The sequence below is a fragment of the Desulfotomaculum defluvii genome, assembly GCF_054657375.1.
Genome location: NZ_BAAHYV010000008.1, coordinates 342,925 through 368,858, shown reverse-complemented (window position 1 = coordinate 368,858; position 25,934 = coordinate 342,925). Strand labels below are relative to the sequence as shown.

Here is a 25,934-nt window from a genome sequence, read left to right as displayed (position 1 = left end):
GCAAAAAGGCAATAAAAAATGCGACACCGAGAACCGTCCCCGGTGTCGCATTTATTTTTGTTACTCGCCGTCTTCAGCAGTTACCATTTCTTCCCATGCATCGGCAACCTTTTCCCATTCTTCGTCGCTTTCGATATCTACTAGAATTTCATTATCATCCTCGTCTTTAGCAAACTTGAGAATGACTGCTTCGTCAGTATCATCTTCAACGGGAAGTAATATTGCATATTCGGAACCCTCTACCTCAATAACGTCAATAACGTTAAAATCATGTTCAGCTCCATCTTCATCAATAAGGGTAATTACTTCGTCTTGTTCTGGCATAATTTGCACCTCGTTTCCAAAAGTTGTCTGTATTGTATCCAAAAAAACAATTTCTGTCAAGAAATTCCCTCTTATGCTTAGTTTAGTTCGCACCTGCATCGAGATAACCCTGCAAAATAACAGCGGCTGCCATTTTATCAATTACCTTTTTTCTTTTACTACGGCTGACATCGGCCTGTATTAACATTCTCTCTGCAGCCACAGTACTCAATCGTTCATCCCAGGTCTTGATGGGCAAATGAGTATTTTCTTTTAATTGTTCAATAAAAGCTAAAACCTTTTCACCCTGTGGGCCAATGGTTGCATTCATATTTTTGGGCATACCCACTAATATTTTCTCTACCGAGTATTCCTTTATAATTTGGCCTAAACGATTAAAATCTTTTTCTAATGTATCTCTACGGATAACTTCCAATCCTTGGGCCGTCCAACCCAAAGGATCACTTATGGCAACCCCTATGGTTTTATCCCCCACATCCAGCCCCATAATTCTCATCTCAAAAGTCTCCATTCCTATATAACTTTGATGGCAAAAAGTGGACATACAGCACCACAGTAACCACACAGGCGACATAGTTCTACCTTTACCTTTACTTTCCCCCCATCTAATTGTAAGGCTGAAGCTCCACACTTTTTCACACAGGCTCCACATCCTTCACACCAATCATCAATATGTAATCGACGGGGCTGCCTTACTACTCTCTCCTGTAGATCCTCTGGTATATAAGTTTTACTAAAAAAGCGAGTATTATAATCCACTTCATTAATATTTTGCATGCCTACGGCAATTGAAGCCAACTCTGGAATACCCAGTGCAAAGTTAAATGCCTCTTGGGCATGCGATAACAAATTGCCCCCTCCCAATGCTTTCATTCCATAGATGCCTTTCCCTGCAGCATGGGCCATTTTAATAGCAGCCAGCATATCTTCTACATTCCCATCTGCAATTCCCACACCGGACATATTGATAATGGGATGAATGACCTCAAGCTCCGGTATGTCTACAGCAGCCCTTACTGCAGCCACATGGTGGGTAGAGATGCCCACAGCCCGTACCAAACCTTTGCTTTTGGCCTCCAGCAGATATTCAATGGCCTCCCAATGCCCTTTTATGGTAAGGAGTGACTCTTGCTCATGGAGCATAAAGATATCGATATAATCCCGATCGATTCCTTCCAATGCAGCCTCTAGGCTTTCTTTCATGCCATCTCTTGTATAAGCATAACATTTACTACAAATAATCACTTCTTGCTTTCTGTTTTTGATGGCCTCACGAATATATGGATACGTTCCATATAACTCTGCGGTATCCATAAAATTTACGCCTCTGTCCAAAGCACTGGTAATAACTGCTGCTCCTTGCTCTAGGGGAAGATTAGCCTGTAGGGGACCGATAGTCAGGACCCCGAAACATAAACGGGACACTTTCAATCCTGTGCCCCCTAGTGTTTTATATTCCATAATATACACCTCTTAACAAAAACAAACCCCTATTAGGGGTTATTTCTGCTCCAGGTAGTTTTTAACAAGTTCTTCCAGTAGCTCGTCCCGTTCTAATCTACGGATCATACTACGAGCATTCCCATGACTAGTGATATAGGCAGGATCTCCTGATAATAAATATCCTACCAGTTGGTTTATAGGGTTATAGCCTTTTTCCTTTAACGCGGCATAAACAGTCAGAAGTATTTCACGGGCCTGGTTAACTTCTTCCGCCTGGACTTTAAACATTACTGTTTCTTGCGAAAAATCTTGAGCCACGGCAAAGACCTCCCAGTCCTAATATTTCCTTTAATAGGAATATTAATTCAACATAACCTTGCATTTTCCTTTAAAAATCAAAAAATATTTATATAATATACTTCTGATTAAACAACAAATCCCCTTAAGTTTGACCGTAGTATGTTATAAATACTACTGTCTACCTCGGGGGGATTTGCAAATGACTTGACTAATAGGACATTAATTTGAATAGGTGGTGTAGGAGTGGGTTGTTATAGGGTACCATTTCTTGTCTACTGTTTTCTCTCTTTACACTTGCTGTATTTTCCTGCATTCTGGCTTTTACCTTTGAATATTCCTTATGCATACTCTCCATCTGTATGGAAATAGTTTCGGCTGCTTCCTGCATTTTCTGCATAAAAAGCATAAATTCTTCCATTTCTTCTTTAAAGCCTGGGCGACGACTTAAGCCCATCATTAATAAAGTTCCCATCACTTGAACGTGATCAACATTTAAGTTTAAATTTAGACCTGGTATACCGGTTTGCACTGGCATCCCCTTTGGTGGGGGACCGGGCCTTCTTGGTTGAAAGAACATCAAGAACCCCCCTTCCATAATAAACAAAGATTTCTGATCTTTCATCATATGAAACATTAGAAGAGAAGGTTACATTCTTAGCCATCTGCCCTCAGCCATAAGTTTTAGATGCCTTGGACCCTGGGGGGCAGGCTTTTAACCATTAGCTCTTAGCTTTTATGTTTGCGCCAATGGCTAATAGCTAACAGTTGACCCTAAAGGAATACCCCCAAGCTTTCATACTGAATTAGGCTCTGGGTTCTTCTCCAAACCACTTTTTATAGATCTCCGCGTACTTGCCGTTTTCTTTTATCTTTTTCAGTCCAGTATTTATATCATCTAGGATTTGTTCTTTGTCTTTGGGAACGGCAATACCATATTCTTCAGAGGACATAATATCCCCTACCATCTTTACCTCTTTGTTACCCTGTTGGATAAAATATGCTGCAACTGGGTAGTCAATAATGACAGCATCAGCGGCACCATTTTTCAATTCCTGAAGTGCTTGATCAGCGCCTGTAAAATATGTCACTTTTCCCTTATCGGTAGCTTTTTCGGCCTCCATAGCACCAGTGGTTCCACTTTGTACTGCAATGGTCTTACCCTTTAAATCTACAATACTGTTAACCTCGTTGTTGCTGGCTTGTACTACTACAATCTGACCAGCCTTATAATAGGGTTCACTAAAATTAACTACTTTTTGACGTTCTGGAGTTATGGTCATGGCAGTGACAGCACAGTCAACCTGACTGCTCTGGAGAGCAGGAATAATGCCATCAAAGGCCATACTCTGAAATTCCAATTGATAACCCATTTCCTTTGCAATGGCGTCAATCAGGTCTAAATCAAACCCCACATATTTTCCGCTGGCATCGGCAAACTCAAAGGGTGCAAAGGTTGCATCAGCAGCAGCCACTAGTTTTTTATTTCCACCCTCTTGGGCAGGTGACTTTGCCTCCTCTTTTCCTGCACAGCCAACCACCACTAAGGCTAGGGCCAGCAGGGCTAAGCCAGTCATTGCATACTTCAATACCTTTTTCAAAACCGTTTCCTCCCCTAATAAATTGTAAAAAACAAACTTGGTAGCAACCAAATTACGATTCGACAAATTTCTACATTCCCCTTCTTATAATTATCTTTTTTTGATAACAAAATGCGTAGCACCCTTCAAGGTGCTACGCATTTTTATAATTACTTCAAATGTCCTTCTACTACACGGCACACAGCCTCAACTGCTTCTGATAATTTCTCTGGGTTTTTGCCGCCTGCTTGGGCCATATCTGGCCTGCCGCCACCGCCACCGCCAACCATTTTGGCAATTTCTTTTACCAAATTACCAGCATGTAGACCCCGCCCATGTAGGTCTTTGGTAACTGCAGCCACTAAATTAACCTTTTCTCCAGCAGTGCTTCCCAACAGTATAACGCCGCTGCCCATTTTATCCCTAAGCATATCTACCATACCCCTTAGATTATCCATATCTGGGGCTGCTACCACTGAGGCCAGTACAGGTATATCCTGTACCTTTTTTACATTACCTAAAACATCTTGAACTTCAGACTTAGCTAGTTTATTTCTAAGAGCCTCAATTTCTTGCTCCAGGGCTTTGTTTTGCTGGATGAGAGCTTCTGTACGACGTACCAGTTCCTGAACAGGACTTTTTATAACAGAGGCAATTTCCTCTAATTGAGTCTCTTTGGCCCCAAGGTATTTGATAACACCAAGACCAGTCACTGCTTCAATTCTACGTAGGCCAGCTCCAACACTGGTTTCATTAAATATTTTAAACAGGCCCACTTCAGCGGTAGACGTCAAGTGAGTTCCTCCACACAATTCCATGCTGAATTCACCCATTTTTACCACGCGCACCTGCTTACCATACTTTTCACCAAAGAGAGCTGCTGCTCCCATTTCTTTGGCCTTGGCCAGGGAAGTTTCGAAAATCTCAATGGCATAATTGGCTAAGACAGCCTGGTTCACAATATCTTCAATGCGGCGAAGCTCTTCAGGTGTTACTGCTGCATAATGTGTAAAGTCAAAACGTAAGCGATCTGGTTCTACCAGGGAACCGGCCTGATTGACATGCTCACCCAATACTTCCTTCAAAGCTTTATGTAATAGGTGGGTTGCTGAGTGGTTCCTTGCGGTATCTTGACGCCGTGGTTGGTCAACCTTAACCTTAACAGAGTCATGTCTCTTAAGAACTCCAGTTAGAACTTTGCCCCGGTGTACTATTAAGCCCTCAACAGGTTTGTTGACAGCTACAATTTCAACTGTCAAATCAGGTCCTTTTACCAAGGCGTGATCGGCAACCTGACCGCCAGACTCTGCATAGCAGGGAGTAACATCCAGAATGATCTCAACTGCCTCTCCTGCCTCAGCAGATATTTCCTGCAGGCCATCTTTTAAAATTGCCATGACGTTAGAGTCAGTTTCTAGGGTACTGTAACCGTTAAATCTGGTTTCACCCAGTTCTTCCCGTAAAGCTTTATACAATACACCCCGCTCGGAGATGTACTCCGTCTCTTGACGGGCACTGCGGGCGCGTTTGCGTTGTTCCTCCATAGCAGCATTAAAGCCGTCTACATCCACAGTTAATCCTTGTTCATCGGCAATTTCCTGAGTGAGTTCCAAAGGAAAACCAAAGGTATCATATAGTCTAAAGGCATCATTACCTGTTATTTCACTGGTACCTCTGACCTTTGCTTCACTAATCAAGGTGCCAAGAATATCGCTGCCTGCAGCCAAGGTTTCCAGGAACCTTTCTTCTTCGGTGTGAATTACCCTTAGTACATGCTCACTCTTTTGCTTTAACTCGGGATAGGCATCACGCATTTGCTCAATAACAGCCTGGGAAACTTTATAAAGGAATGGTTCGTGTACTCCTAAGACTCTGCCAAAACGAACAGCCCGGCGAAGCAAACGACGGATAACATAACCACGACCTTCATTGCCAGGTAGTGCACCATCACTAACTGCAAAGGTTACTGCCCGACAGTGATCAGCGATTACCTTGAGGGCTAAATCAATATCGGCATCCTGACCATACTTTTGTCCTGCCAGGTTGGCTGTAAAGTCCATGATTTCCCTGAAAATATCCGTATCAAAGTTAGAAGCTACACCCTGCAGTACTGACGCCACACGCTCCAAACCCATTCCGGTGTCAATACCCTTGTTTTTCAAGGGTGAATAATTACCCTCTTCATCCCGGAAAAATTGGATAAATACCAGGTTCCAAATCTCTAAATAGCGATCACAGTCACAACCCACTTGGCAATCAGGAGATCCACAACCCCTAGCCTCACCTAAATCTACATAGATTTCAGAACAAGGGCCGCAGGGACCAACCCCAATCTCCCAGAAGTTTGTATCTTTTCCTAGACGAACAATTCGTTCTGCGGGTACCCCCACAGTCTTATGCCATATTTCAAAGGCTTCATCATCATCTTGATAAATGGTAATCCATAGTTTATCCTGGGGCAGGTTCAGTTCCTTTGTAATAAATTCCCAAGCCCAAGGGATTATGCTCTCCTTAAAATAATCACCGAAGGAAAAATTGCCCAGCATCTCAAAAAATGTATGGTGTCTTGCTGTACGTCCAACCGATTCAATATCCGGGGTACGAATACATTTCTGGCAGGTTGTAACCCTTTTGTATTCTGGTACAGCCTGTCCCGTAAAGAAAGGTTTAAAGGGTACCATCCCCGCTGCAGTCCAAAGGATACTGGGATCATTATGGGGTATCAGTGAAGCACTAGGTAAAATTTGGTGGCTACGCTGCTCAAAAAAATGCAGGTATCTTTCCCTAATTTCTTTTCCGGTCAACAATTTATATTACCTCCCAATTGGTGAATAAACCCGATTAAGCTGCATCTTACTACATTATCCTTCAAATATTTATATTATAGTAATTTTATCTAGTGGTCAAGCTAGCTAACGGATATCTACAATCCATTGAAACCTATTTAAAATAATTATTAATTTAGTTTTCGCCAAGCAAAAGAAACAATAATTTTGAAAATTGCTGCCATTGGGACCGCCAAGAGCATCCCCCCAATACCAAACAAATGACCTCCCGCCAGTAAAGCCACAATAATTGCCAATGGATGAAGCCCCACCCGTTGACCTAAAATCCTAGGTGAAATAACATTACCTTCTATTTGTTGAATAAAAAAAACAGCTAAGACAACTTTAATAACCATCCATTTTGAATGGAGCAAAGCCATGGCCACTGCAGGTATGGCACCGATCAGGGGGCCAAAATACGGAATTAGTTCAGTAATTCCCGCAATAATACCTAGCATTGTAGCAAATTCAAGACCAATCAACATAAAGGATAGGCTAGTTAAGACGCCAATGATCACCACAACCGTTAAATGCCCCCGTATAAAACTTGAAAAAACTAAATCAATTTGTTTGGCCAGGTAAAATACATCAGCAGCCATTTCTTTAGGAACAATGGATCGAGCCCAACTTTTTAAAAGTTCTAGATCTCTCATGATGTAAAAGGCTAAGACCGGAGCCAATATTATATTAAAAAGGTTACTTAAGATTGTCATTAATAAATCTATTGATTTGCGAACTACAGCCAACAGTTCTGCCTCAACCCAGCCGATTCTCTCTTCTACTATCCTTTGCACTCCGGGAGGTACTGAACTATCGGCAAAGGATCGTTGAAGGTTTTCTACCATTAACTCAACCTGATCTGTATAAAGAGGAATACTTTCTACTAGCCTTTCCAATTGATTAACCATCCTCGGAACGCCATACATGAATAGGCTGGTAATGACAATAATGACTCCCAAATATAGAGTTAATATGGCCACAACCCTGGAAGAACCCCGTCTTTCCATGCGATCAACCAACGGGTTTAGCAAATATACCAAAAGGATAGCTAAAACAAAAGGAACAAACAGTCCCCGGACAAGATAGAGAAAATATAAAATAAGGATAATCAATAAAGAAAGAAAAAGATAACGATAGGTATACTTCTCCTTCCACCAGGCCATATTTTCCTCCTTTAGGAATAAAGAACACTATTAGTGTAAAAAAGTGAGGACTTTTGTCCCCACTACCTTGATTTACTTCATCATGTCGTTTACTTTTCTGGACATACCCTTCATCATCTTTTGTGCTCGACGACTTGCATTACGGGTACTTTTCATAATTAATTGTTCGGGTTTACGTTGTGGTCTAAAAACCATTCCCATTGCTGCACTAATCAGACTACCAGTAATAACTCCCCGCCAGAATCCCATCTCCAACTCACCCCCTAGGACTTAATACAAGCCTGTATTGTGTGGGTCAAAGGAAACCAAGCTACCATCTTCAGCCACTTCGAAGACATCTACACCTTCTTTGCTTAAGCGGTATTCTACACAGCAATCCCAACAGTAATACTGTTCAATACCAACTTTTCCAATAGCTTTTCCTCCACAAACCGGGCAATTCACTTTATAGGGCCCCCTTACTTAAATCCTAAAATATGCTAAAAGTATTATTGCCATACAAACAACTAATAATGCACCCGTATCATAACTTTTTGAACATATAGAGATCAGGCTTAAATTATCAAGTCTGACTCCAATTTTCTAATGCTTCTTCATTAAAATAGTTTTATAATTTAACTAGCCTGCACTGGAGTGTGATAAAACTGTTTCCTAATTTAATTTTATCTAAAGAGGTAAAAAATAAACCCCGAGGCTTCCGAAAATATTTGCTGGTGGGAGCACTATTGGAAGTCACTTTCATTCTGCTATTTTCCTGGCTAGCAACATGTATGCTACATAAAAACTTAAAGTGGTGTGACGAAACCCTGCTTGAACTAGTCAATAGTTTAAATAGCCCCTTTGCTACAGTGGTTCTAAAATCTATCAGCTATCTGGGTTCATCAACAGTGCTGATTGGTATAGCCCTGACAGCAGCACTGCTGCTTTGGGTGGTGAAAGGTCACCTTTGGGATAGTACATTGGTATTGGTTGCCCTGTTGGGAAGTTACGGTAGCAATGAATATTTAAAGTATCTATTCCAACGTGCTAGACCCAACATTGCCCCATTAGTTGAAGTCACTGGTTACAGTTTCCCAAGTGGCCATGCTATGGTTGGTCTGGCCTTTTATGGCCTACTTGCCTACCTAGCGTGGAACAATATAACCCGCCGCCCTCTGCGTTATCTGTTATCCTTAAGCCTTACCCTGCTGGTGCTGGTCATTGGCATCAGTCGGATTTACCTGGGTGTCCACTACCCCAGCGATGTGTTAGCTGGCTATATCGCAGGTTGTTGTTGGCTGATTGCTTGCATATTAGCCCTACAAACCACCCGCTACTCTAAGTAATAGGGAATTGTCACTATTAGTTTTATTTAATAATTTGTTAAATAAATATTAAAGGAGAAACTGATGAGAAAACTTACCGCTACCCTCATAGCTTGCTGTTTCACTTTGGGAATCAGCACCGGTGTATGGGCTGAAGCAGCCAATAAAGTTACCTTTCCAATTAACAGTAATAAATATACCGTTAATGGAAGGGAAAAAAACATGGATAGTAAGACTTTTACCGAAGCGGGTAGAATCTACGTCCCCTTTCGTTATTTAGGTTATAGCCTTGGGGCTGGTGAAAAAGAAGTTTCCTATGACATCTCTAATAATACAGCGTATATTCAACTAAATGGTCAAACCATTGTGGCCACCCTGGGCAGCAAATTCCTCCAGATCAATAATACCGATGTCACAATGGACGTTGCACCCCTCTTGCGGAACGGTCGTGTCTATCTGCCAGCCCGTTACATTGCTGAAGCACAGGGGTATGCTGTCCAATGGGATGCTAGCACCAATAGCGTATTGCTCTCTAAAGAAGAGCTTTCGCCAAACCAGCCTAAAATTGCCACCAAGAAAATCCAATCTGAAACTGATATATTAATAGTAGATATAGAACTACCTGTTATTAGTGGTTTGAGAAATACTGAATTGCAGGAGTCCTTAAATAAACAAATTATGTTTGACGCTACCCAAAACCAAGCAACCCATGAAAAACAAGCCCAAGAAGATAAATTAGCCTCACAGTCTGGAGAATATCCCTTTAGGACTCATTCCTTGTATACTAAGTACCAAACCATTCCAACCAAGGATGTGCTTGCTCTAATAATTTTGTCTAGCGATTATACCGGCGGTGCTCATGGCAGTAACTATCGGCAATTTTTTAATATCGACGTTAAAAATGGTAAACTAATCACTCTCAAAGAATTATTTAAGGATAATGTCGATTACAAGCAAATCATAAATCCAGAAGTAGCTAAACAAATTAAGGCCAGTGAGGAAAGTGGAGAACGGTTCTTTTTCCAGGGAGATCTAGCCTTTAAAACAATTAGTGATACTCAACCCTTCTATATCAAGGGGGATTATCTTGTAGTTTGTTTTGACCAATATGAAATTGCACCTTACGCCTCTGGTTTCCCTGAATTTGAAATCCCCCTCAGCCAATTAAAGCCTTACATGGATGACAATATTGTATCTTTAATTAAATAAATATAAATTCGAAAGGGGTCAGACTTGAATAGTTCAAGCCTGACCCCCTAACCATTTTTATTTTAAGGTTTTTTCAATGGTACCCCCGCCCACTAAGTAATCTCCCTGATAGTAGACTACAGCTTGTCCGGGCGTGATGGAACGCTGGGGACTTTTAAAGACTACCTTTACCATTCCATCTCCAATGGGTTCAATAACAGCCGGAGAAGGTTTACTATTGTAGCGAACCTGTGCCTCCAATTCTCGGGGACCTGTAAGCTCTTCAAAGAGGATAAAATTATTCTCAGAGGCAATAAGTTTAGTCCCCCAGATAGCATCTTCAGATCCCACTGTCACAACATTATTGACTGGGTCAATATCCACCACGTAAGTTCTTTCACCGGTGGCTAAACCAAGTCCCCTGCGTTGCCCAATGGTGTAAAAAGGGATTCCTTTATGCTCACCAACAACATTACCCGCCAAATCCTTGAAAGGACCCGGCTTAATGCCACCCTGTGAACGCTCATCCAAGAAATTACGATAGTTGTTATCATGGACAAAACAGATTTCTTGACTCTCTGGTTTGGAGTAAGTTGGTAAACCCAACTCCTTCGCTATGGCACGCACTTGATCCTTGGTATAGTCAGCTAATGGCATTAGGGTATGAGCAATTTGATCCTGAGTAAAACCGTATAAGACATAGGTTTGATCTTTTTTTTCATCCAGTGCTTTACGTACGGTATAGCGATGGTATTCCTCACTATAGCCCAATCTAGCGTAATGTCCGGTGGCAATATAATCAAAACCCATCTGTCTGGCCTTTTGCAATAATGCTTCAAATTTGACAAACCGATTGCAAGCTATACATGGGTTTGGTGTCCGTCCTTGGAAATATTCATCCACAAAGTATTGGATAACCTTTTCTGTAAAGAGCTCTCGGAAGTTAAGCACATAGTAAGGAATGCCTAAGACATCTGCCACTCTCCGGGCATCATCAACAGCCGTAAGGGAACAGCAACCCACATAATCGTCCCCCACCACTGTAACCTCAGGATCCCATATTTGCATGGTTACGCCAACTATATCGTAACCTTGTTTTTGCAAAAGTGCGGCGGTGACAGAACTGTCAACCCCGCCGCTCATCGCCACAAGTACTCTTTTTTTGGTTGCCAAAGGCTTCACCTACGCATTTTGTTTTTTCAAGTAGTCTTCAATGGCTGCCTTTAAAGCATCTGCAGCTAAGTTAGAGCAGTGCATCTTGGCCGGAGGTAGTCCTTCCAAAGCCTCCGCCACTGCCTTGTTCGTAATTGTTAAAGCTTCATCAATGGTTTTACCCATTGCCATTTCAGTTACCATACTGCTGGTGGCAACTGCTGCACCACAGCCAAAGGTCTTAAATTTGATATCTTTAATAATATTATCTTCAACCCTTAGGGTTATTTTCATAATATCGCCGCAACTAGGGTTGCCAACTTGACCAGCACCATCTGCATTTTCGATTTCACCAACATTACGTGGACTTGTAAAGTGATCCATTACCTTTTCGGAATACATAAGAAAAACCTCCTCATTCCCTGTTCAAGATATTTTAATATTCTTCTTCATATTCCCCATGATCATGGTGATGATCCTCATCATGCACTGTGCAAGTACCACAGGCACAGGGATTACATCCTTCACTTAGTGGGGACATTTCTCTTAATCTCTCAATGATTGGCGGCAATGCCTCTAGGAAGTAGTCCACATCTTCTTCGGTATTATCTTTACCCATGGTCAAACGCAGGGATCCATGGGCCACTTCTTTGGAAAGTCCTATGGCAGTTAACACATGAGAAGGCTCCAATGAACCAGAGGTACAAGCTGAGCCACTGGAAATAGCAATACCCTTCATATCCAGCATCAAAAGCATAGATTCCCCTTCGATAAATCTAAAGCAGAAACTCACATGGTTTGGCAGGCGTTCCTGTGGATGACCAGTCAAGATGGTATTGGGAATTGTGTCTAATACCTCTTTGATTATACGATCTCTGTATTTTGTTAGACGTTCAGCATCAGCATACATTCTCTCTGTTGCCAGCTCGATGGCTTTTCCTAGACCAACAATGGCTGCAACATTTTCAGTACCAGGGCGACGGCGACGTTCCTGCCCACCACCGTAGGTAATGGGTTGCCAAAAAGTTCCTTTGCGAATATACATGGCAGAAATACCCTTGGGACCATATATTTTATGTCCGGATAAGGTGAGTAAATCTACTCCTAATTCATCCACATTTACGGGAATTTTGCCTACGCTTTGCACGGCATCTGTATGGAAAAGAATTTTATTAGCTTTGGCCACTTCACTAATTTCACGTATGGGCATAATTGTACCAATTTCATTGTTGGCATGCATAACGGAAATTAAAATAGTTTTATCAGTAATGGCATCGGCAACCTGTTGGGCTGTAACTCTGCCATATTGATCTAATGGTAATACCGTTACAGAGAAACCTTCTCTTTCAAGTTGCTTACAACAAGCCAAAACTGCACTGTGCTCCGCAGCGGTGGTAATTATGTGATTGCCCTTTTGACGGTTGGCATAAGCGACACCCCGCAGAACCATATTATCCGATTCTGTACCGCTGCTGGTAAAAGTTATTTCTCCTACACTGGCTGCACCAATGGCTGTGGCTACCTGCTGCCGAGCTTTTTCAACTGCCTTGCGTGCTTCACGTCCAAAGGCATGGATGCTGGAGGGGTTGCCAAAATGTTCGGTTAAGTATTTCATCATCTCTTCGACAACGGCAGGATCCATTGGGGTTGTTGCCGAGTGGTCGAAATAAACTTTTCTCATAATTTGCTCCTCCTTAGATACCTTGAATATATTACGCCTCAGTTCTGTTATATTGAGCTTTTTGTGCCTCTAAACACATATCTTCCAGAGTAATAGAATCCAATACCTCTGCTATGCTATCTCTCACCCTAGCCCAAATATCCCTAGATATACAATAACTTTCTTTTTCACAATAGGTTGGTTCAAATTCACTAACACAATCTAATGGTGCAATGGGTCCCTCCAAGGCCCTTACCACATCTCCTACCTTAATCTCCGATGGAGGCTTGGCCAATATATAGCCACCTTGGGCACCCCGAATACTTTTCACTAGACCGATTTTCCGTAAAACCGCAATCAATTGCTCTAGATAGTGTTCAGAAATATTTTGCCGCTCTGCCACTACCTTTAAGGGGATAGGCTCAGACCCGTAGTGCATGGCTAAATCAAACATAGCCTTTAGCCCATAATGACCCTTTGTGGACAGCCGCAAGCAACATCCCCCCTCACTAATCCCAAGTAAACCACTCGGTTTTCTGGGGATATAATAACATGCTATTTTTAGTCTTGTCAATATTAATTCCGACCAAAACACTCAAGATTAGTGTTTAAGAAATCTAATTTAAGAAAATACCACCTTTTAGGTGGTATTATGCAGATAAGCTCAAATGATTAGCTGCTAGTTTTTAGCTTTTAGCCTTTAGCTTTACTAGATGATTAATTGTTGCGCACCCAGGGAACGGGCGACCACAGTTCGCCCCTACAGCCCAAGGCTCATGGCTCATGACCCATGGCCATTTTTCAGGGTAGCCAAGGGCTAATGGCTAATTGCTAATGGCTAAAAGCTAAATGATCTCCCTCACCACTGCCCCAGCCATAATCAGCCCCGCTGCGGCTGGCACAAAGGAAATACTACCCGGGGCCAGTGATTTATTGGGTTTAACCATGGTATCGGAATCGGCGTTTGATTTATATATTGGGGTTTGGGGTGTGATTGGTGGCTCCGTGGAGAAAACCACTTTTACTCCTTTATGTATATCGTGTTTCCTTAATTCTCGGCGAACAACCCTAGCCAAAGGATCTACGGAGGTTTGCGAAATATCCGCTACCCGAAAGGCACCAGGATCCAGTTTGTTCCCTGCGCCCATACTGGATATTACAGGGATATTGTGTTTATAACACCTTTGGATAATGTCAATTTTCCCCGTTACATTGTCAATGGCATCCACTACAAAGGAATAACCCTTGGTTAATAGTTCATCACCCTTTTCTGGGGTATAAAACATCCTCAGTGGAATTACTTTGGCTTGGGGATTGATTAAACGAATCCTTTCTGCCATTAAATCCACTTTATATTCCCCAATGGTGTTGTCCATAGCATGCAACTGGCGATTGATATTAGTAATATCTACGGTATCAAAGTCTACCAAGGTTAAGTCCCCAATACCGGCCCGGGCCAAGGCCTCCACAGTATAGGAGCCTACCCCACCGATGCCAAAGATAATTACTTTGGCAGCTGCCAGTTTAGCTAAGCCAGCCTCCCCCAGCAGCATTTCTGTGCGAGAAAATCTATGTTGATTCACGGGCCCCTCCTATTTTAAATTTATTTGATGCATAGACCGGAAACATTATTGTAAAGGTGCTTCCTTCTTGCAATATACTCTTAACTCTGAGCGTTGCCTGATGCTGCTCGGCAATCCACTTGGCAATGGACAAACCTAAACCAGTTCCTCCCACCGGTCTAGATTTATCTGACCGATAAAAGCGAGCAAATATATTTTCCAACTCGTCAGGTTCAATTCCCATACCGTTGTCCTTTACCTCAATTTGAACTTGGTCTTGATTACATTTCACTTGCAGCTCAACGGTTCCCGGTTTAGTTGTATATTTAAAGGCGTTATCCAATAGTATAAATACAAGTTGTTTAAGATAATCAGGATCAGCCAAAATTACGGTTTGTTGACACTCTTCCGCCAGGGAGATCTTAAAATCAATGGCTCCGGCCAATAGCTTAGCCTGCCTGGCCACCTGTTGGATGACATCACATAGGACCACTGGCTTAAGGGGCAGGGTAAGGCCTGCATCGGCCCGTGCCAGTACCAACATATCCAACACTAACCTACTCATGCGTTCTGCCTCTGAGGCTATATCATCCATAGCCTCGTGCCGAATATCTGGATGCTCATCGCCCATTTTCCTAATTAAATCTATGTTACCTCGAATGGTGGTCAAAGGTGTTTTTAATTCATGGGATACATCAGCTACAAATCTTTTTTGGGCATCATGGGACTCTGCCAACTTTTGATAAGCCGCTTCCAGGCTATCCAGCATACTATTTAATGTTTCCACCAACTGCCCAAGTTCATCCCGGGGGCCCTGATAATCAATTCGTTGTTGTAAATTCAAATCCTGGCGAATTACGGTTGCAGTCTTTGATATGTCTTCAACCGGTTTAAGGGCCGCCTTAGCCAGCCACCAGCCAATAGTACCGGCAGCCAAGATCATTAAGCCACTGATAAACCACAATAGCCATCTAAGCCTACCCAAAGCAGCCTGTACGCCAGCAAAGGTCTGCCCCACTTGCAGCAATCCCACTACACGATTTTCGGCTACCAAAGGATAATTATATATGCGCATCCTTTGGTCTCCCACTTCTAGCCACTCATAAAAGCTTTCACCATTTTGAGACTGTGCCAGGGCAGCTCTACTGAGAGGGAAATTATAGTTAAATAGATTACTGGATTTAGCCACCACATTGCCATTGCTATCGACTACTTGCAAATAAGTGTTTGGATAGCCAAAAACATCTACGTCCGGCAGCACAATTTTTTGAGACCTAAGTAAACCTGGGTCTAGGACCTTAATAGAGCGTACTACCCCCATGGCTCGTCCCGCCAAATTTCTGTCAATCTCCTGTGCCAGGCTGTAGGATAAAAAGGTATAAATAATTATGGAGAAAGCAATTAAGGTTAAGCCGATGACTATGCTGTACCATAAGGTAAGTTTGAGCCTAATTGTCATTACTCCTGCTCCTTTAGGACATAACCAACTCCCCGAACAGTATGTATTAGCCTTGACCCATAGTCTTCCGTCTTCTGACGCAGCATATTAATATATACTTCTAAGACATTGGAGCCGCCTGTGAACTCCAAGCCCCAAACTCTATCGATAATTTGCTCTCTGGTTAGTACCTGGTTAGGGTGCTGCATAAACTGAGCCAATAGGTCAAACTCCCGAGAGGTAAGGGTAATTAATATACCCCCTCGACGCACTTCCCTGGTTTGTAAATTCATTTTAAGATCGGAAAACTGCATAACCCTTTCAGTAGTTGCTCTTCGTCTAAGTAAAGCCTGAACACGGGCCAACAATTCTTCTAAGGCAAAGGGTTTTCCTAAATAATCATCTGCTCCTAAATTAAGACCTTTAACCTTGTTTTCTACTTCATCTCTGGCACTGAGGATTAAAACAGGGGTAAAGTTATCTTTTCTAAAACGCTGGCAAATCTCCCAACCATCTAGTCCAGGTAACATAATATCCAGTATTAATAACTCTGGGGGATTTACCTTTGCCTTTTTCATTCCTGTGTAACCATCGTTAGCTACCTCAACCCGATATCCTTCAAAGGTTAGAATTCTCTGAAGCATGGCCGTTATTTTGGGGTCGTCATCAATAACCAATATCCTGGCACCCATAAATCCCCCTCACCTTCTATAAGCTGACCAAACTATTACTTTATATTGCTCTTATCTCCCATTATTATCTTAATTTCCTTCATTTGTCCAGAACTGATAACCTCTAAGGTCACTTTTTCCCCCACCTGAGAATCAGCTACCGCATCAAGCAATCCCTGGGTTGTCTCAATATTTTTACCATTAAACTTTACTATTACATCACCTACTCTTATTCCAGCTGCATTGGCTGGGCTATTTTGAATAATGCCAGAAACCATTACACCCCTCTGATCCTGTGTAGGTTGAATATTTACCCCCAAATAAGGATGTGCCACTGTTCCTTTGGTAATCAGTTGATTATATACGGACGCCACCGTCGTTGAAGGAATAGCAAACCCTATACCCTGGGCTTGGGAATTTATTGCTGTATTAACTCCCACAACTTCTCCTTGCAAATTAATTAAGGGGCCTCCAGAATTTCCTGGGTTAATTGAGGCATCTGTTTGTAAAAGGTTACGGAAATTCTTGTCTTCAATAGCTACAGGTCTTCCCTTAGCGCTGATAACTCCTACTGTTACAGTATGATCCAAACCATAAGGGTTGCCAATGGCAATAACCCAATCCCCTACTTCTGCTTGATCTGAATTGCCTAGCTTAAGGGTTTTTAATTTTTCATCGGGGCTAATTTTTAGCACTGCTAAATCTAGTTCCTTATCCGAGCCAATTACTTTGGCCTGATAGCTTTTATTGGTTGTTAATATGACCTTTATTTCTGTGGCACCTTCAATTACATGGTTATTGGTTATGATATAGCCATCTTCAGAAACAATGAAGCCTGAGCCCATGCCCTTTTGTATCTGTGTATTGGTCATGCCACGACTTTCAAAAAATTGTCTAAAAAAGGGGTCGTTTAAATACGGATTTGCAGTGACGTTGCTTTGAATTATGGTTTCAATCTTTACCACCGCAGGTGAGGTTTGTTTAACAACACCAGAGATATTAGCCGGACGGATAACTCCCTCTGCTTGCTGCTGAGCTATTGCAGAACTATTGCCAAGTGAAAGTAATTGCCCTTGGCCACTTGAAAAGTGAATACCTACGACAAATAACAGAACAACAAGCCCAAATTTAGCCAGCATAAGGCCATGAGTTTTTTTATACTTTTTCCAATGCAAATACATTTCTTCTCCTCCTTCATTTATTTAGTATAGATTAATACTAAGGCCATAACCTTAAATGATCCTTAAAAGGGCAGAGAAAAATAAAAAAACACCTACAAAGAGGTGTTTTGCTGGCATATATTGGAGACCCCACCGTGCCGTGTACGTACCCAAGGTTTTTTGAACCTGTTCTCGAACAGGTGGGTGCCCTTCCGCATTTTCCTGTTTCCTTATGCAATAGTAAGGTTTACATTCCCTTGCGTGAAACCGAGCTCCCGTTTTTCAAAATGTTGGCTCAAAACCCCAGATAAGCCACGTACAAAGTAGGGTAAAGACCTTGTTCAAAGTTGCACTTGTTGATTATTATGTTAACACAACAGCCCCTGTTTCGCAAGTCTGCGAATGCTATCCTGGCTAAAATTAAATGTCAACCAGTCAAAACCACTGATGAAAATACATAGGAGTGTGTATGGGATATCGCATCAGCGGGGGTGCTAATTCGGTAAGTTTGGTTTTCCTAAGAGGCTCAAGGCACATGGCCCATGGCTTCTAAAGTTGAAGACTGATGGCAACTGGCTTTTTCAAACAACAAGTCCTAGTCAATCACCTTGACTAGGACTTGTAAGTTTCTTCAGTTAATTGCTCTTTTTAACAGGTGCGGTACTGCGTATATGAAGCTCCGCCAACTGTACAGGATCTACCACGTCTGGTGCCTGGGTCATCAAACAGGTTGCACTGGCGGTTTTGGGGAAAGCTATAACATCACGGATGCTGTCTTTGCCTGCCAATAACATAACTAAGCGATCTAAACCAAAGGCAAGGCCACCATGGGGGGGAGCACCATATTCAAAGGCTTCCAGCATAAAGCCAAATTTTTCCTTTGCTTCCTCTTGACTAAGGCCCAGGGCCTTAAACATAAGCTCCTGAACCTCTCTGCGATGGATACGAATACTGCCGCCGCCTACCTCTACACCATTTAATACCATATCATAGGCCCGGGCACGTACCTTGCCAGGGTCACTTTCCAACAATGGCAGATCTTCCTCCACTGGTGAGGTAAAGGGGTGGTGCATGGCAAAGAAACGACCTGCTTCGGCATCATATTCCACCAAGGGGAAATCAGTTACCCAAAGGAAATTCCACATTCCCTCAGGAATTAGTTTTAGTCTTTCTGCTAGATGAACCCGCAGGGCTCCTAAAGAAGCCGCCACCACTGCCGGTTTATCTGCCACAAATAACAATAAGTCACCAGGTTGTGCTTCCATTTTATCCATAATGGCAGCAATTTCTTCTTCGGTAAAGAACTTGGCAATGGCAGATTTTACTGAACCATCTTCATTGATAATAAAGTAAGCTAAACCTTTTGCTTTGTATATAGCCACAAAGGCAGTTAAGTCATCAATCTCTTTCCGGGAGAATGTGCCACACCCCTTTGCATTAATCCCCTTAATTTGCCCACCGCTGGCGGCTGTACTGTTAAACACCTTAAAGCCACACTGGGCAGCAATGGGTGTTATATCCTTTAGCTCCAAACCAAAGCGTGTGTCGGGTTTATCTGAACCGAAACGATCCATTGCCTCCTGATAGGAGAGTCTTGGGAAAGGTGTAGGTATATCCAGACCATTGGTGTCTTGGCATACTTTGGCAATCATTTTCTCCATAAGGCCCATCACATCTTCCGCTTCCACAAAGGACATTTCCAGGTCGATCTGAGTGAATTCTGGCTGGCGATCTGCCCGCAGATCCTCGTCCCGGAAACAACGCACAATTTGGAAATAACGTTCCATACCAGCTAACATTAAAATTTGTTTAAATAGCTGGGGTGATTGGGGTAAAGCATAAAATTTACCAGGGTTAACCCGGCTTGGTACAAGGTAGTCCCTGGCACCTTCTGGTGTGCTCTTGGTTAACATAGGAGTTTCAATTTCCAAAAAGCCATTTTGATCCAGAAAATCTCGAATACTCTTAGCAGCCCTGTGACGCAGGGCGAGAGACCTTTGCATGTCTGGACGACGCAAATCCAGATAGCGATACTTTAGACGCAAGTTCTCATCCACATCAATGTTATCTTCAATATAAAATGGAGGTGTCTTAGCACGGTTAAGTATACGCAAGGTATGGGCATATACCTCCACCTCTCCAGTAGCCATATTGAGGTTAATGGTTCCCTCCGGACGACTGTTTACCTTGCCAACCACTGCCAAAACATACTCATTTCTAACCCCTTCGGCCTTTATAAAGGCTTCCTGGTCAACTTCTGGACTAAATACTACTTGAACAAGCCCAGAACGATCCCTTAGATCAACAAAGATTAAACCACCATGATCCCGGCGTCTCTGTACCCAACCCATTAATACAACTTCCTGACCAACATGCTGCTGGCTCAACTCACCACAGTATAGTGTGCGATGTAGGCCATTCATAGATTCTGCGGACATCTATATTTCCTCCAATACTTTCTTTGATTTTAGCCTTTAGCTGTTAGCTGTTAGCTATTAGCTTTTAGACTTCATGTTAGCAAACTTACCTTTAACAAATGCTAATAGCTAATGACTAATGGCGACCCCATAGACTATCCCTTATGTTTAATAAATGAAACTAATTCTCCCAAAGCTACCTCTTGCTGTTCACCAGCCTGCATATCCCTGACCACGGCCACACCACGGTCAAATTCTTCTTCTCCAAGAATAATTACAAACCTTGCAGCCAATTTGCCTGCATATTTCATTTGGGCCTTCAAACTGCGATCTAGGTAATCTTGCTCCGCTGTAATACCCTGTTGTCTCAAATTCTGCAATAATCCGAAGGCCTTTCTTGCTACGCCACTACCGACAGTTGCAATAAATACCTGAGGGCCCCTGCTTACCGGGAACACAATACCTTGCCGCTCGGCCGTAAGAAGAATACGCTCCAAGCCTAGGGCAAAGCCAATACCAGGAGTTGCCGGACCGCCGCATTCTTCAATTAACCCATTGTAGCGACCACCACCACCAATTGAACTTTGGGCACCAATATCCCGAGTCATAATTTCAAAGGCGGTGCGAGTGTAATAATCCAAACCCCGTACTAAACGATTATTAATGGTATAGGAAATTCCCACTTCATCTAAGTAACCCTTCACCGCCTCAAAATGACTGCTGCAGTCAGGACATAATACATCCAGTGTAGTAGGAGCATCTTTGCCAAATTCCTGGCATTTTTCACTCTTACAGTCCAAAATGCGCAGGGGGTTTCTCTCGTATCGTCCCTGACAGTTGGGACAAAGATTTTCCAGGTGGGGTTTAAAATATTCCTGTAATTTTTGTCTTAAAACTGGCCGACATGCCGGACAGCCTACACTATTTAAATGTAGTTCCAATTTTTTTAGACCTATTCGCTGATAGATGTCCATAGCCATGGCAATTACTTCTGCATCAATGGCAGGATCATTGGAGCCAAAGACCTCTACCCCGAATTGGTGAAACTGACGATACCTTCCCGCTTGGGGACGGTCATAACGAAACATAGGACCTATATAATAGAATTTCAAGGGTTGTGGCAGGGCATGTAACTTGTTTTCTACATAGGCCCTAACAGTGGAAGCAGTACCTTCGGGCCTCAAGGTAACACTGCGGTCTCCCCGGTCAGTAAAAGTATACATTTCCTTTTCCACAATATCAGTAGTTTCGCCAACACCCCTGGTAAACAGCTCTGTATGTTCAAAAATCGGAGTACGAATTTCTCCATAACCATATTCCCTGCAGACCTGCCCTGTGAGTTGCTGAAGGAACTGCCATTTTTCCACTTCACCTGGTAAAATGTCATTGGTTCCTCTGGGCCTAGTTGTTAGCACAAATGTAAACCTCCTTGTAACGATCTATAAAAACAAAATCCCGTCCCTGGCATGCCGACGCATGGCCAGGGACGGGTTATTCCCGTGGTGCCACCCTGATTGAACAAAATGTTCCTCTCAAGTCGACTGCTAACGGTGTCGTGCCGTACCAGCCTAATCGGAAATCCTTTCGGTGGTAACTCCCGGGTGTTCTTCAGCAAAAATTCTTAGAGAAGAGCTTTCAGTCTAGGGCCCTTCCTCCCTGTTTAAGCTTCTTAATGCTTACTCTCCCGATCATAGATTTAACCTTATAAACCTGAGAATTATTGTATTCAATTGAAAGAAATTTGTCAATGTCAGACAACCTAAGGGTTGTTGGAAAATGTTAATAATTAGCAATATGTGTCATAATATTAATAGTTTCGGGACTAGTAGCCAACTTGTTCCTGATCCTCTGGACATGCTATACTAAATTTGAGGTGATTTCCATTATTACAAAAGAATTAATAGATAAAATTAATTTATTAGCCCGCAAACAAAAGGCCGAAGGCCTAACCCCAGCGGAAAAAGAGGAACAGCATCAATTACGTCAACAGTACCTTAAAGGGATCCGTGGACAGGTCATTGACCAACTCTCAAGAATTAAATTTGTTGAAGATGAAAATTGCAACTGTGGTCATGATCACAGCGGTCATACTGATAGCTGTGGTTGTGGCGGCCACGACCATAAACATGCCACCCAAAATAAGAAAGGTGATTGTGGTTGCGGCAGTCAGCACGGAGACAAAAAAGGTCATTTACACTAGAAAACCAAAGCGGAGGAAAGATGTACAAAACAATCCTTTTTGATCTGGATGGCACCCTATTGCCAATGGATTTAAATATTTTTCTAACTAATTATTTTGGTCGGCTTACCCAAGCTTGCTCCCATTTGCTAGATCCTAAGTTGTTATATCGAAACCTCTGGGCTTCTACTGAGGCTATGATCCGTGACAACTGTGCCAACAAAACCAATCAGGAAGTCTTTATGGAAGACTTTATACCTAGATTTGATCTCTCAGCAGATGATATCATGCCTTTATTTGACCAGTTTTACACCAGTAAATTTACTGAACTCATTCAATGCACCACCCCCACATCCCTATCTCGGCAAATTTGTCAAGAACTAGTGGCAAAGGGTTACCAATTGGTCCTGGCCACTAATCCCATTTTTCCCGATGTGGCCACTGCCCATCGGATGCGCTGGGCAGGTATTGAGGATATTCCCTGGGCATTAGTAACCACCTATGAGAACAGTCATTATTGCAAACCCAACCCTAATTACTATCGGGAAATTTTACATCGTATCGGTGCTAAAGCAGAAGAAACCCTTATGGTTGGCAATGATGTAAAGGAGGACCTAGTGGCTGGAAAGTTAGGCATTGATACTTATTTAGTGAAGGATAATCTGATTGACCATGGTCAACCAGACTATGAAACAGATTTTGAAGGCCGCCTTGAGGATTTTATGAATTTTGTAAAAAAATTACCAAAAATTAAATAACCCATCCTAATTAAAACTAAAGGAGTGTCGCTTGCTACTAAAAAGTAGCTTTGACACTCCTTTCTATTTAGGAAACTTTTAAGGTAAAGCTGGTTACAGGGGGGGTTAATGGATCAGTCGGGTGATGCTCTTCTTCTTCCATGACCAGTGATAATAGGCATATTGCAAAACTAGATTAACAAGAAATGCCGCAGGATAACCGATCCAAATGCCTTGGATGCCAAGGGTAGTAAAGGTGGACAAATAATAGGCCACTGGAACTTCGACACACCAGATTGAAACAATACTAAACAGCGTGGGCCAAAGGACAGTCCCACTGGCCCGCATGGTGGCGGTGATAATCTGAGCATGGCCAAAAATCAAGTAGCTCCACAGGGTAATCATGAGGAGACTATGGGCAATTTGCTGGGTGTTTTCGCTGGTTAAGAACCAAGATAAAATGTCTAGGGAAAATATATAAATCAAGATGATAATAACTCCACCGATAACATAATTGAGTAAAACCCCTGCCCGAATCACGTCTTTAAGACGATTAAGCTGATTGGCTCCGATGGATTGCGAGGCGAATATGGAGACAGCTATACCCAGACTGACCGCTGGCATCTGAACATAACTAACAACCTGGTTTACAGCACCGTAGGCTGCTGTGGCATCAGAGCCAAATCGATTGACAAATGTAATAACGGCGATTTCAGAAAGTGACACCAATATCATATTGATACTAGAGGGAATGCCCAGACGCAACAACAATTTTAATATACTGACATCAATTCGCAGGTGCTGCCTTACTGAGGCATCAAATTGTAATGGGTGGTTGATTTTACCAAGGTAGATGAGCATCAAAATAAAGGTAATGACCGTCGATACCACAGATGCGTAGGCTGCCCCATAGAGGCCAAACTTTGGTACACCTAACCAACCGAAGATAAGAATTGGTAACAGGATCAGGTTTAGTACGGTGCTAACTACCAGGGTATAGAAGGGTGTTTTAGAATCGCCTGTACCGCGCATAAAGGTAGTGTAGGCAAAATATAAAAACATGACTGGCATAGACCAAAACAAGATCCGAGCATAATGGACACTACTGTCAATGATATTGGCCGGAGTTCCCAGCAGACTCAAGATATCCCTAGTGAATATGCCGGTGAATACAGAAAGGACTAAGCCCAAAAGAAAAGTGAAGGTAAGTGTCGTCCCGACGATTACCTTCATCTTTTCCTCGTTACGTGCACCATAGGCCTGACCAATTAAAATTGAGCTGCCCGCCCCAATACCAATGAAGAAAGACATTAACAAAAAGAAGAGTGGAAAGAAGGCTGAAATGGCGGCTAAGGCATTAACACCGAGCCACCTGCCCACAACAATGCTGCCAGCCAGTTGGCCCACCGATTGTAATATATTACTAAGGATTAGTGGTACGAGAAAAATAAGCATAGAGTGCCATACTGGTTGACTGCCAAAATGTTGTTTGTGGTAGGAAGGGGCTGCTTCCCCGTCTGTTTCCGGGGGTTTCTCAATGGTTGCTATGTCGGTTGGTGATTTATCCATTGTTGTTTAATAACTCCCTTTTTAATGAATCTTATTTTTTATAAAAATCCATACCTGCTTGGGCCAATTTTTCTTCCCAAATCATTTTAAGTAAAGCTAAATCCTCCGTGTAATCGGTTTTCGTTTCATCCTTGTCATATTCAAGGTTTTCCAGTACCTCAACGGTAAAGGCCCCTTCACCATGTTCCTGCCAAGCCCTTTGCAATTCCCGGTTGCGATGGGAACCATTTTTTAATTGAAAGGTGGCACTGTTCATTTTACCCTTTAAATTTGGCGTTACCTCAATATAACATTTATTATCAGCATGGCAACGAATAATAATAATCCCCATAGGGGGTTTCATTTGCTTATACTGTTCCTTTAATTCCTTTTTTCTGTCCATCAAATATCACCTTGCTTTTCATCTGCTTTCTGGATAACCCAATATTTTGCTCCATTGGCTGTTCGCCCGAGAAACCTATAATCGACCAGTAACCTTCTCAAGATAAAATAATCTCCGAAAGTATGCCATCCATTGATAATTCCATTAACCTCTTTTTCACTGTAAACCCTGCCCTTTTCGAATTTACTTGCTAAATAGCTTAGGACAGGTATTTTAGTCCTGTTTGGTGCTGGCAGTTGCCTTATTTTCCCAGCATCATCTAAGAAGACTGAGATGTTGATTTTTTTCTTTGCAGTTATCATTTTTAATAACCCATTTCTTTTAATATTCTAGATAAGGTTTTTAAACGTTCGCCGATAAGCTCGTCATCATCACTAAGGGCCTGGCTAAACAATTTAATATCTTCATCAATCTTTTCATTTTCAGTACAGACAGCCACTGTCATGGCATCACCCTGTAAACCAACTCTGTCTATGACAGGTTTTTCAGGATCATATAATTTTTCATACCTGTAGGCTTCTCGGAAATGAAGCTTTGCCCTGCAAACAAGAATAGCCAGATCAAGTACACGGTGAAGTGGCAATTCCTCCGATTGTCTAGACCATTTTCCTCCGGTGTGCCGCCATACTTTAGCAGAAATATCAACCTTGCCTCGGTCATTCCATTGGGCTAACCCTAATGAAAGACCTTTAGCATCAGTATGATAGGCATATCTTCCATCAACATTTTCATAGTTATCAGATACAATAACAGGTTTATGTTTTAAGTTTGTTGGTATTTTCATTTTGTGACCCCATTTCGTTTTTACTAAATTAGTAAATTACTAAACTACTAGTTTAGAATAATATCTTTAATACACATTGTCAATAGGTCTACGAAAATT

Annotated in this window: 28 protein-coding genes, 1 other RNA gene and 1 other annotated feature; of the genes, 4 read left to right on the top strand and 25 right to left on the bottom strand. The window is 42.3% G+C overall.

What is annotated here, in order from left to right; genetic code table 11:
- Positions 1–60: 60 nt before the first annotated feature.
- The 10 genes from ACYQ03_RS17185 to ACYQ03_RS17140 all read right to left on the bottom strand — a co-directional run bounded on the left by ACYQ03_RS17185 (position 61) and on the right by ACYQ03_RS17140 (position 8,076).
- The gene (locus ACYQ03_RS17185) at positions 61–324 is read right to left on the bottom strand and encodes a DUF1292 domain-containing protein (RefSeq protein ID WP_459911187.1); all 264 of its coding nucleotides are present in this window, start codon (positions 322–324) and stop codon (positions 61–63) included.
- 82 nt (positions 325–406) lie between these two features.
- Positions 407–820 (bottom strand): Holliday junction resolvase RuvX, encoded by a 414-nt coding sequence (gene ruvX / locus ACYQ03_RS17180; protein WP_459911186.1) that lies wholly within the window; start codon positions 818–820, stop codon positions 407–409.
- A 17-nt stretch (positions 821–837) separates the two neighbouring features.
- Positions 838–1,785 carry an aldo/keto reductase gene (locus ACYQ03_RS17175; RefSeq protein WP_459911185.1) on the bottom strand — a complete coding sequence of 316 codons (948 nt, stop codon included), beginning with the start codon at positions 1,783–1,785 and terminating at the stop codon, positions 838–840.
- Between the two features lie 39 nt (positions 1,786–1,824).
- On the bottom strand, positions 1,825–2,085 hold the full coding sequence (locus ACYQ03_RS17170) for an IreB family regulatory phosphoprotein (RefSeq protein ID WP_459911184.1): 261 nt from the start codon (positions 2,083–2,085) through the stop codon (positions 1,825–1,827).
- Between the two features lie 190 nt (positions 2,086–2,275).
- Positions 2,276–2,644, bottom strand: a complete 369-nt coding sequence (locus ACYQ03_RS17165; RefSeq protein WP_459911183.1) for a hypothetical protein — start codon at positions 2,642–2,644, stop codon at positions 2,276–2,278.
- Positions 2,645–2,870: 226 nt separating this feature from the next.
- Complete coding sequence (locus ACYQ03_RS17160) at positions 2,871–3,665, bottom strand: basic amino acid ABC transporter substrate-binding protein (RefSeq protein WP_459911182.1); 795 nt, start codon at positions 3,663–3,665, stop codon at positions 2,871–2,873.
- Between the two features lie 149 nt (positions 3,666–3,814).
- Positions 3,815–6,448, bottom strand: coding sequence for an alanine--tRNA ligase (alaS, locus tag ACYQ03_RS17155; protein ID WP_459911425.1), 2,634 nt, complete (start codon positions 6,446–6,448; stop codon positions 3,815–3,817).
- Positions 6,449–6,600: 152 nt separating this feature from the next.
- Positions 6,601–7,632 (bottom strand): AI-2E family transporter, encoded by a 1,032-nt coding sequence (locus ACYQ03_RS17150; RefSeq protein ID WP_459911181.1) that lies wholly within the window; start codon positions 7,630–7,632, stop codon positions 6,601–6,603.
- A 72-nt stretch (positions 7,633–7,704) separates the two neighbouring features.
- On the bottom strand, positions 7,705–7,881 hold the full coding sequence (locus ACYQ03_RS17145; protein ID WP_459911180.1) for a YtxH domain-containing protein: 177 nt from the start codon (positions 7,879–7,881) through the stop codon (positions 7,705–7,707).
- Positions 7,882–7,902: 21 nt separating this feature from the next.
- Positions 7,903–8,076, bottom strand: coding sequence for a hypothetical protein (locus ACYQ03_RS17140; RefSeq protein ID WP_459911179.1), 174 nt, complete (start codon positions 8,074–8,076; stop codon positions 7,903–7,905).
- Between the two features lie 191 nt (positions 8,077–8,267).
- Here ACYQ03_RS17140 and ACYQ03_RS17135 point away from each other — a divergent pair, with 191 nt between their 5' ends.
- Positions 8,268–8,957 (top strand): phosphatase PAP2 family protein, encoded by a 690-nt coding sequence (locus ACYQ03_RS17135; protein ID WP_459911178.1) that lies wholly within the window; start codon positions 8,268–8,270, stop codon positions 8,955–8,957.
- A gap of 63 nt (positions 8,958–9,020) precedes the next feature.
- Positions 9,021–10,145 (top strand): stalk domain-containing protein, encoded by a 1,125-nt coding sequence (locus tag ACYQ03_RS17130; RefSeq protein ID WP_459911177.1) that lies wholly within the window; start codon positions 9,021–9,023, stop codon positions 10,143–10,145.
- A 57-nt stretch (positions 10,146–10,202) separates the two neighbouring features.
- Here the strand turns inward: ACYQ03_RS17130 and mnmA are convergent, their stop codons facing one another.
- The 11 genes from mnmA to hisS all read right to left on the bottom strand — a co-directional run bounded on the left by mnmA (position 10,203) and on the right by hisS (position 21,599).
- Positions 10,203–11,297: a tRNA 2-thiouridine(34) synthase MnmA gene (gene mnmA / locus ACYQ03_RS17125; protein WP_459911176.1), complete on the bottom strand. Its 1,095-nt coding sequence runs from the start codon at positions 11,295–11,297 to the stop codon at positions 10,203–10,205.
- Between the two features lie 9 nt (positions 11,298–11,306).
- On the bottom strand, positions 11,307–11,678 hold the full coding sequence (gene nifU, locus ACYQ03_RS17120; protein WP_459911175.1) for a Fe-S cluster assembly scaffold protein NifU: 372 nt from the start codon (positions 11,676–11,678) through the stop codon (positions 11,307–11,309).
- 34 nt (positions 11,679–11,712) lie between these two features.
- Positions 11,713–12,957: a cysteine desulfurase NifS gene (gene nifS / locus ACYQ03_RS17115; RefSeq protein ID WP_459911174.1), complete on the bottom strand. Its 1,245-nt coding sequence runs from the start codon at positions 12,955–12,957 to the stop codon at positions 11,713–11,715.
- 31 nt (positions 12,958–12,988) lie between these two features.
- On the bottom strand, positions 12,989–13,429 hold the full coding sequence (locus ACYQ03_RS17110) for an RrF2 family transcriptional regulator (protein WP_459911173.1): 441 nt from the start codon (positions 13,427–13,429) through the stop codon (positions 12,989–12,991).
- A gap of 352 nt (positions 13,430–13,781) precedes the next feature.
- Entirely contained in the window at positions 13,782–14,519 is a 738-nt protein-coding gene (locus ACYQ03_RS17105) for a tRNA threonylcarbamoyladenosine dehydratase (protein ID WP_459911172.1), read from the bottom strand.
- On the bottom strand, positions 14,506–15,957 hold the full coding sequence (locus tag ACYQ03_RS17100; RefSeq protein ID WP_459911171.1) for a sensor histidine kinase: 1,452 nt from the start codon (positions 15,955–15,957) through the stop codon (positions 14,506–14,508). The genes ACYQ03_RS17105 and ACYQ03_RS17100 overlap by 14 nt, the downstream gene beginning before the upstream one ends.
- Positions 15,957–16,628 (bottom strand): response regulator transcription factor, encoded by a 672-nt coding sequence (locus ACYQ03_RS17095; RefSeq protein ID WP_459911170.1) that lies wholly within the window; start codon positions 16,626–16,628, stop codon positions 15,957–15,959. The genes ACYQ03_RS17100 and ACYQ03_RS17095 overlap by 1 nt, the downstream gene beginning before the upstream one ends.
- Positions 16,629–16,663: 35 nt before the next feature.
- Complete coding sequence (locus tag ACYQ03_RS17090) at positions 16,664–17,788, bottom strand: S1C family serine protease (protein WP_459911169.1); 1,125 nt, start codon at positions 17,786–17,788, stop codon at positions 16,664–16,666.
- A 122-nt stretch (positions 17,789–17,910) separates the two neighbouring features.
- A non-coding RNA gene (gene ssrS, locus ACYQ03_RS17085) (6S RNA) lies at positions 17,911–18,100 on the bottom strand.
- Positions 18,101–18,402: 302 nt separating this feature from the next.
- Positions 18,403–20,205 (bottom strand): aspartate--tRNA ligase, encoded by a 1,803-nt coding sequence (gene aspS, locus ACYQ03_RS17080; RefSeq protein ID WP_459911168.1) that lies wholly within the window; start codon positions 20,203–20,205, stop codon positions 18,403–18,405.
- A gap of 134 nt (positions 20,206–20,339) precedes the next feature.
- Entirely contained in the window at positions 20,340–21,599 is a 1,260-nt protein-coding gene (gene hisS / locus ACYQ03_RS17075; RefSeq protein ID WP_459911167.1) for a histidine--tRNA ligase, read from the bottom strand.
- Between the two features lie 64 nt (positions 21,600–21,663).
- Positions 21,664–21,885 (bottom strand) — a binding site (T-box leader).
- A gap of 133 nt (positions 21,886–22,018) precedes the next feature.
- On the opposite strand from hisS, the gene ACYQ03_RS17070 reads away from it, so the two are divergent.
- Entirely contained in the window at positions 22,019–22,384 is a 366-nt protein-coding gene (locus ACYQ03_RS17070) for a DUF896 domain-containing protein (protein WP_459911166.1), read from the top strand.
- A 20-nt stretch (positions 22,385–22,404) separates the two neighbouring features.
- Entirely contained in the window at positions 22,405–23,121 is a 717-nt protein-coding gene (locus ACYQ03_RS17065; RefSeq protein ID WP_459911165.1) for an HAD family hydrolase, read from the top strand.
- 105 nt (positions 23,122–23,226) lie between these two features.
- Here ACYQ03_RS17065 and ACYQ03_RS17060 read toward each other — a convergent pair whose 3' ends face one another.
- The 4 genes from ACYQ03_RS17060 to ACYQ03_RS17045 are packed head-to-tail and all read right to left on the bottom strand — an operon-like array spanning position 23,227 to position 25,835.
- Positions 23,227–24,669: an MATE family efflux transporter gene (locus ACYQ03_RS17060; RefSeq protein WP_459911164.1), complete on the bottom strand. Its 1,443-nt coding sequence runs from the start codon at positions 24,667–24,669 to the stop codon at positions 23,227–23,229.
- 31 nt (positions 24,670–24,700) lie between these two features.
- Positions 24,701–25,051: a GIY-YIG nuclease family protein gene (locus ACYQ03_RS17055; RefSeq protein ID WP_459911163.1), complete on the bottom strand. Its 351-nt coding sequence runs from the start codon at positions 25,049–25,051 to the stop codon at positions 24,701–24,703.
- Positions 25,051–25,353, bottom strand: coding sequence for a DUF2087 domain-containing protein (locus ACYQ03_RS17050; protein ID WP_459911162.1), 303 nt, complete (start codon positions 25,351–25,353; stop codon positions 25,051–25,053). Before ACYQ03_RS17050 ends, ACYQ03_RS17055 begins: the two co-directional genes overlap by 1 nt.
- Before the next feature lie 2 nt (positions 25,354–25,355).
- Positions 25,356–25,835 carry a DUF6530 family protein gene (locus ACYQ03_RS17045; RefSeq protein WP_459911161.1) on the bottom strand — a complete coding sequence of 160 codons (480 nt, stop codon included), beginning with the start codon at positions 25,833–25,835 and terminating at the stop codon, positions 25,356–25,358.
- Positions 25,836–25,934: the final 99 nt, after the last annotated feature.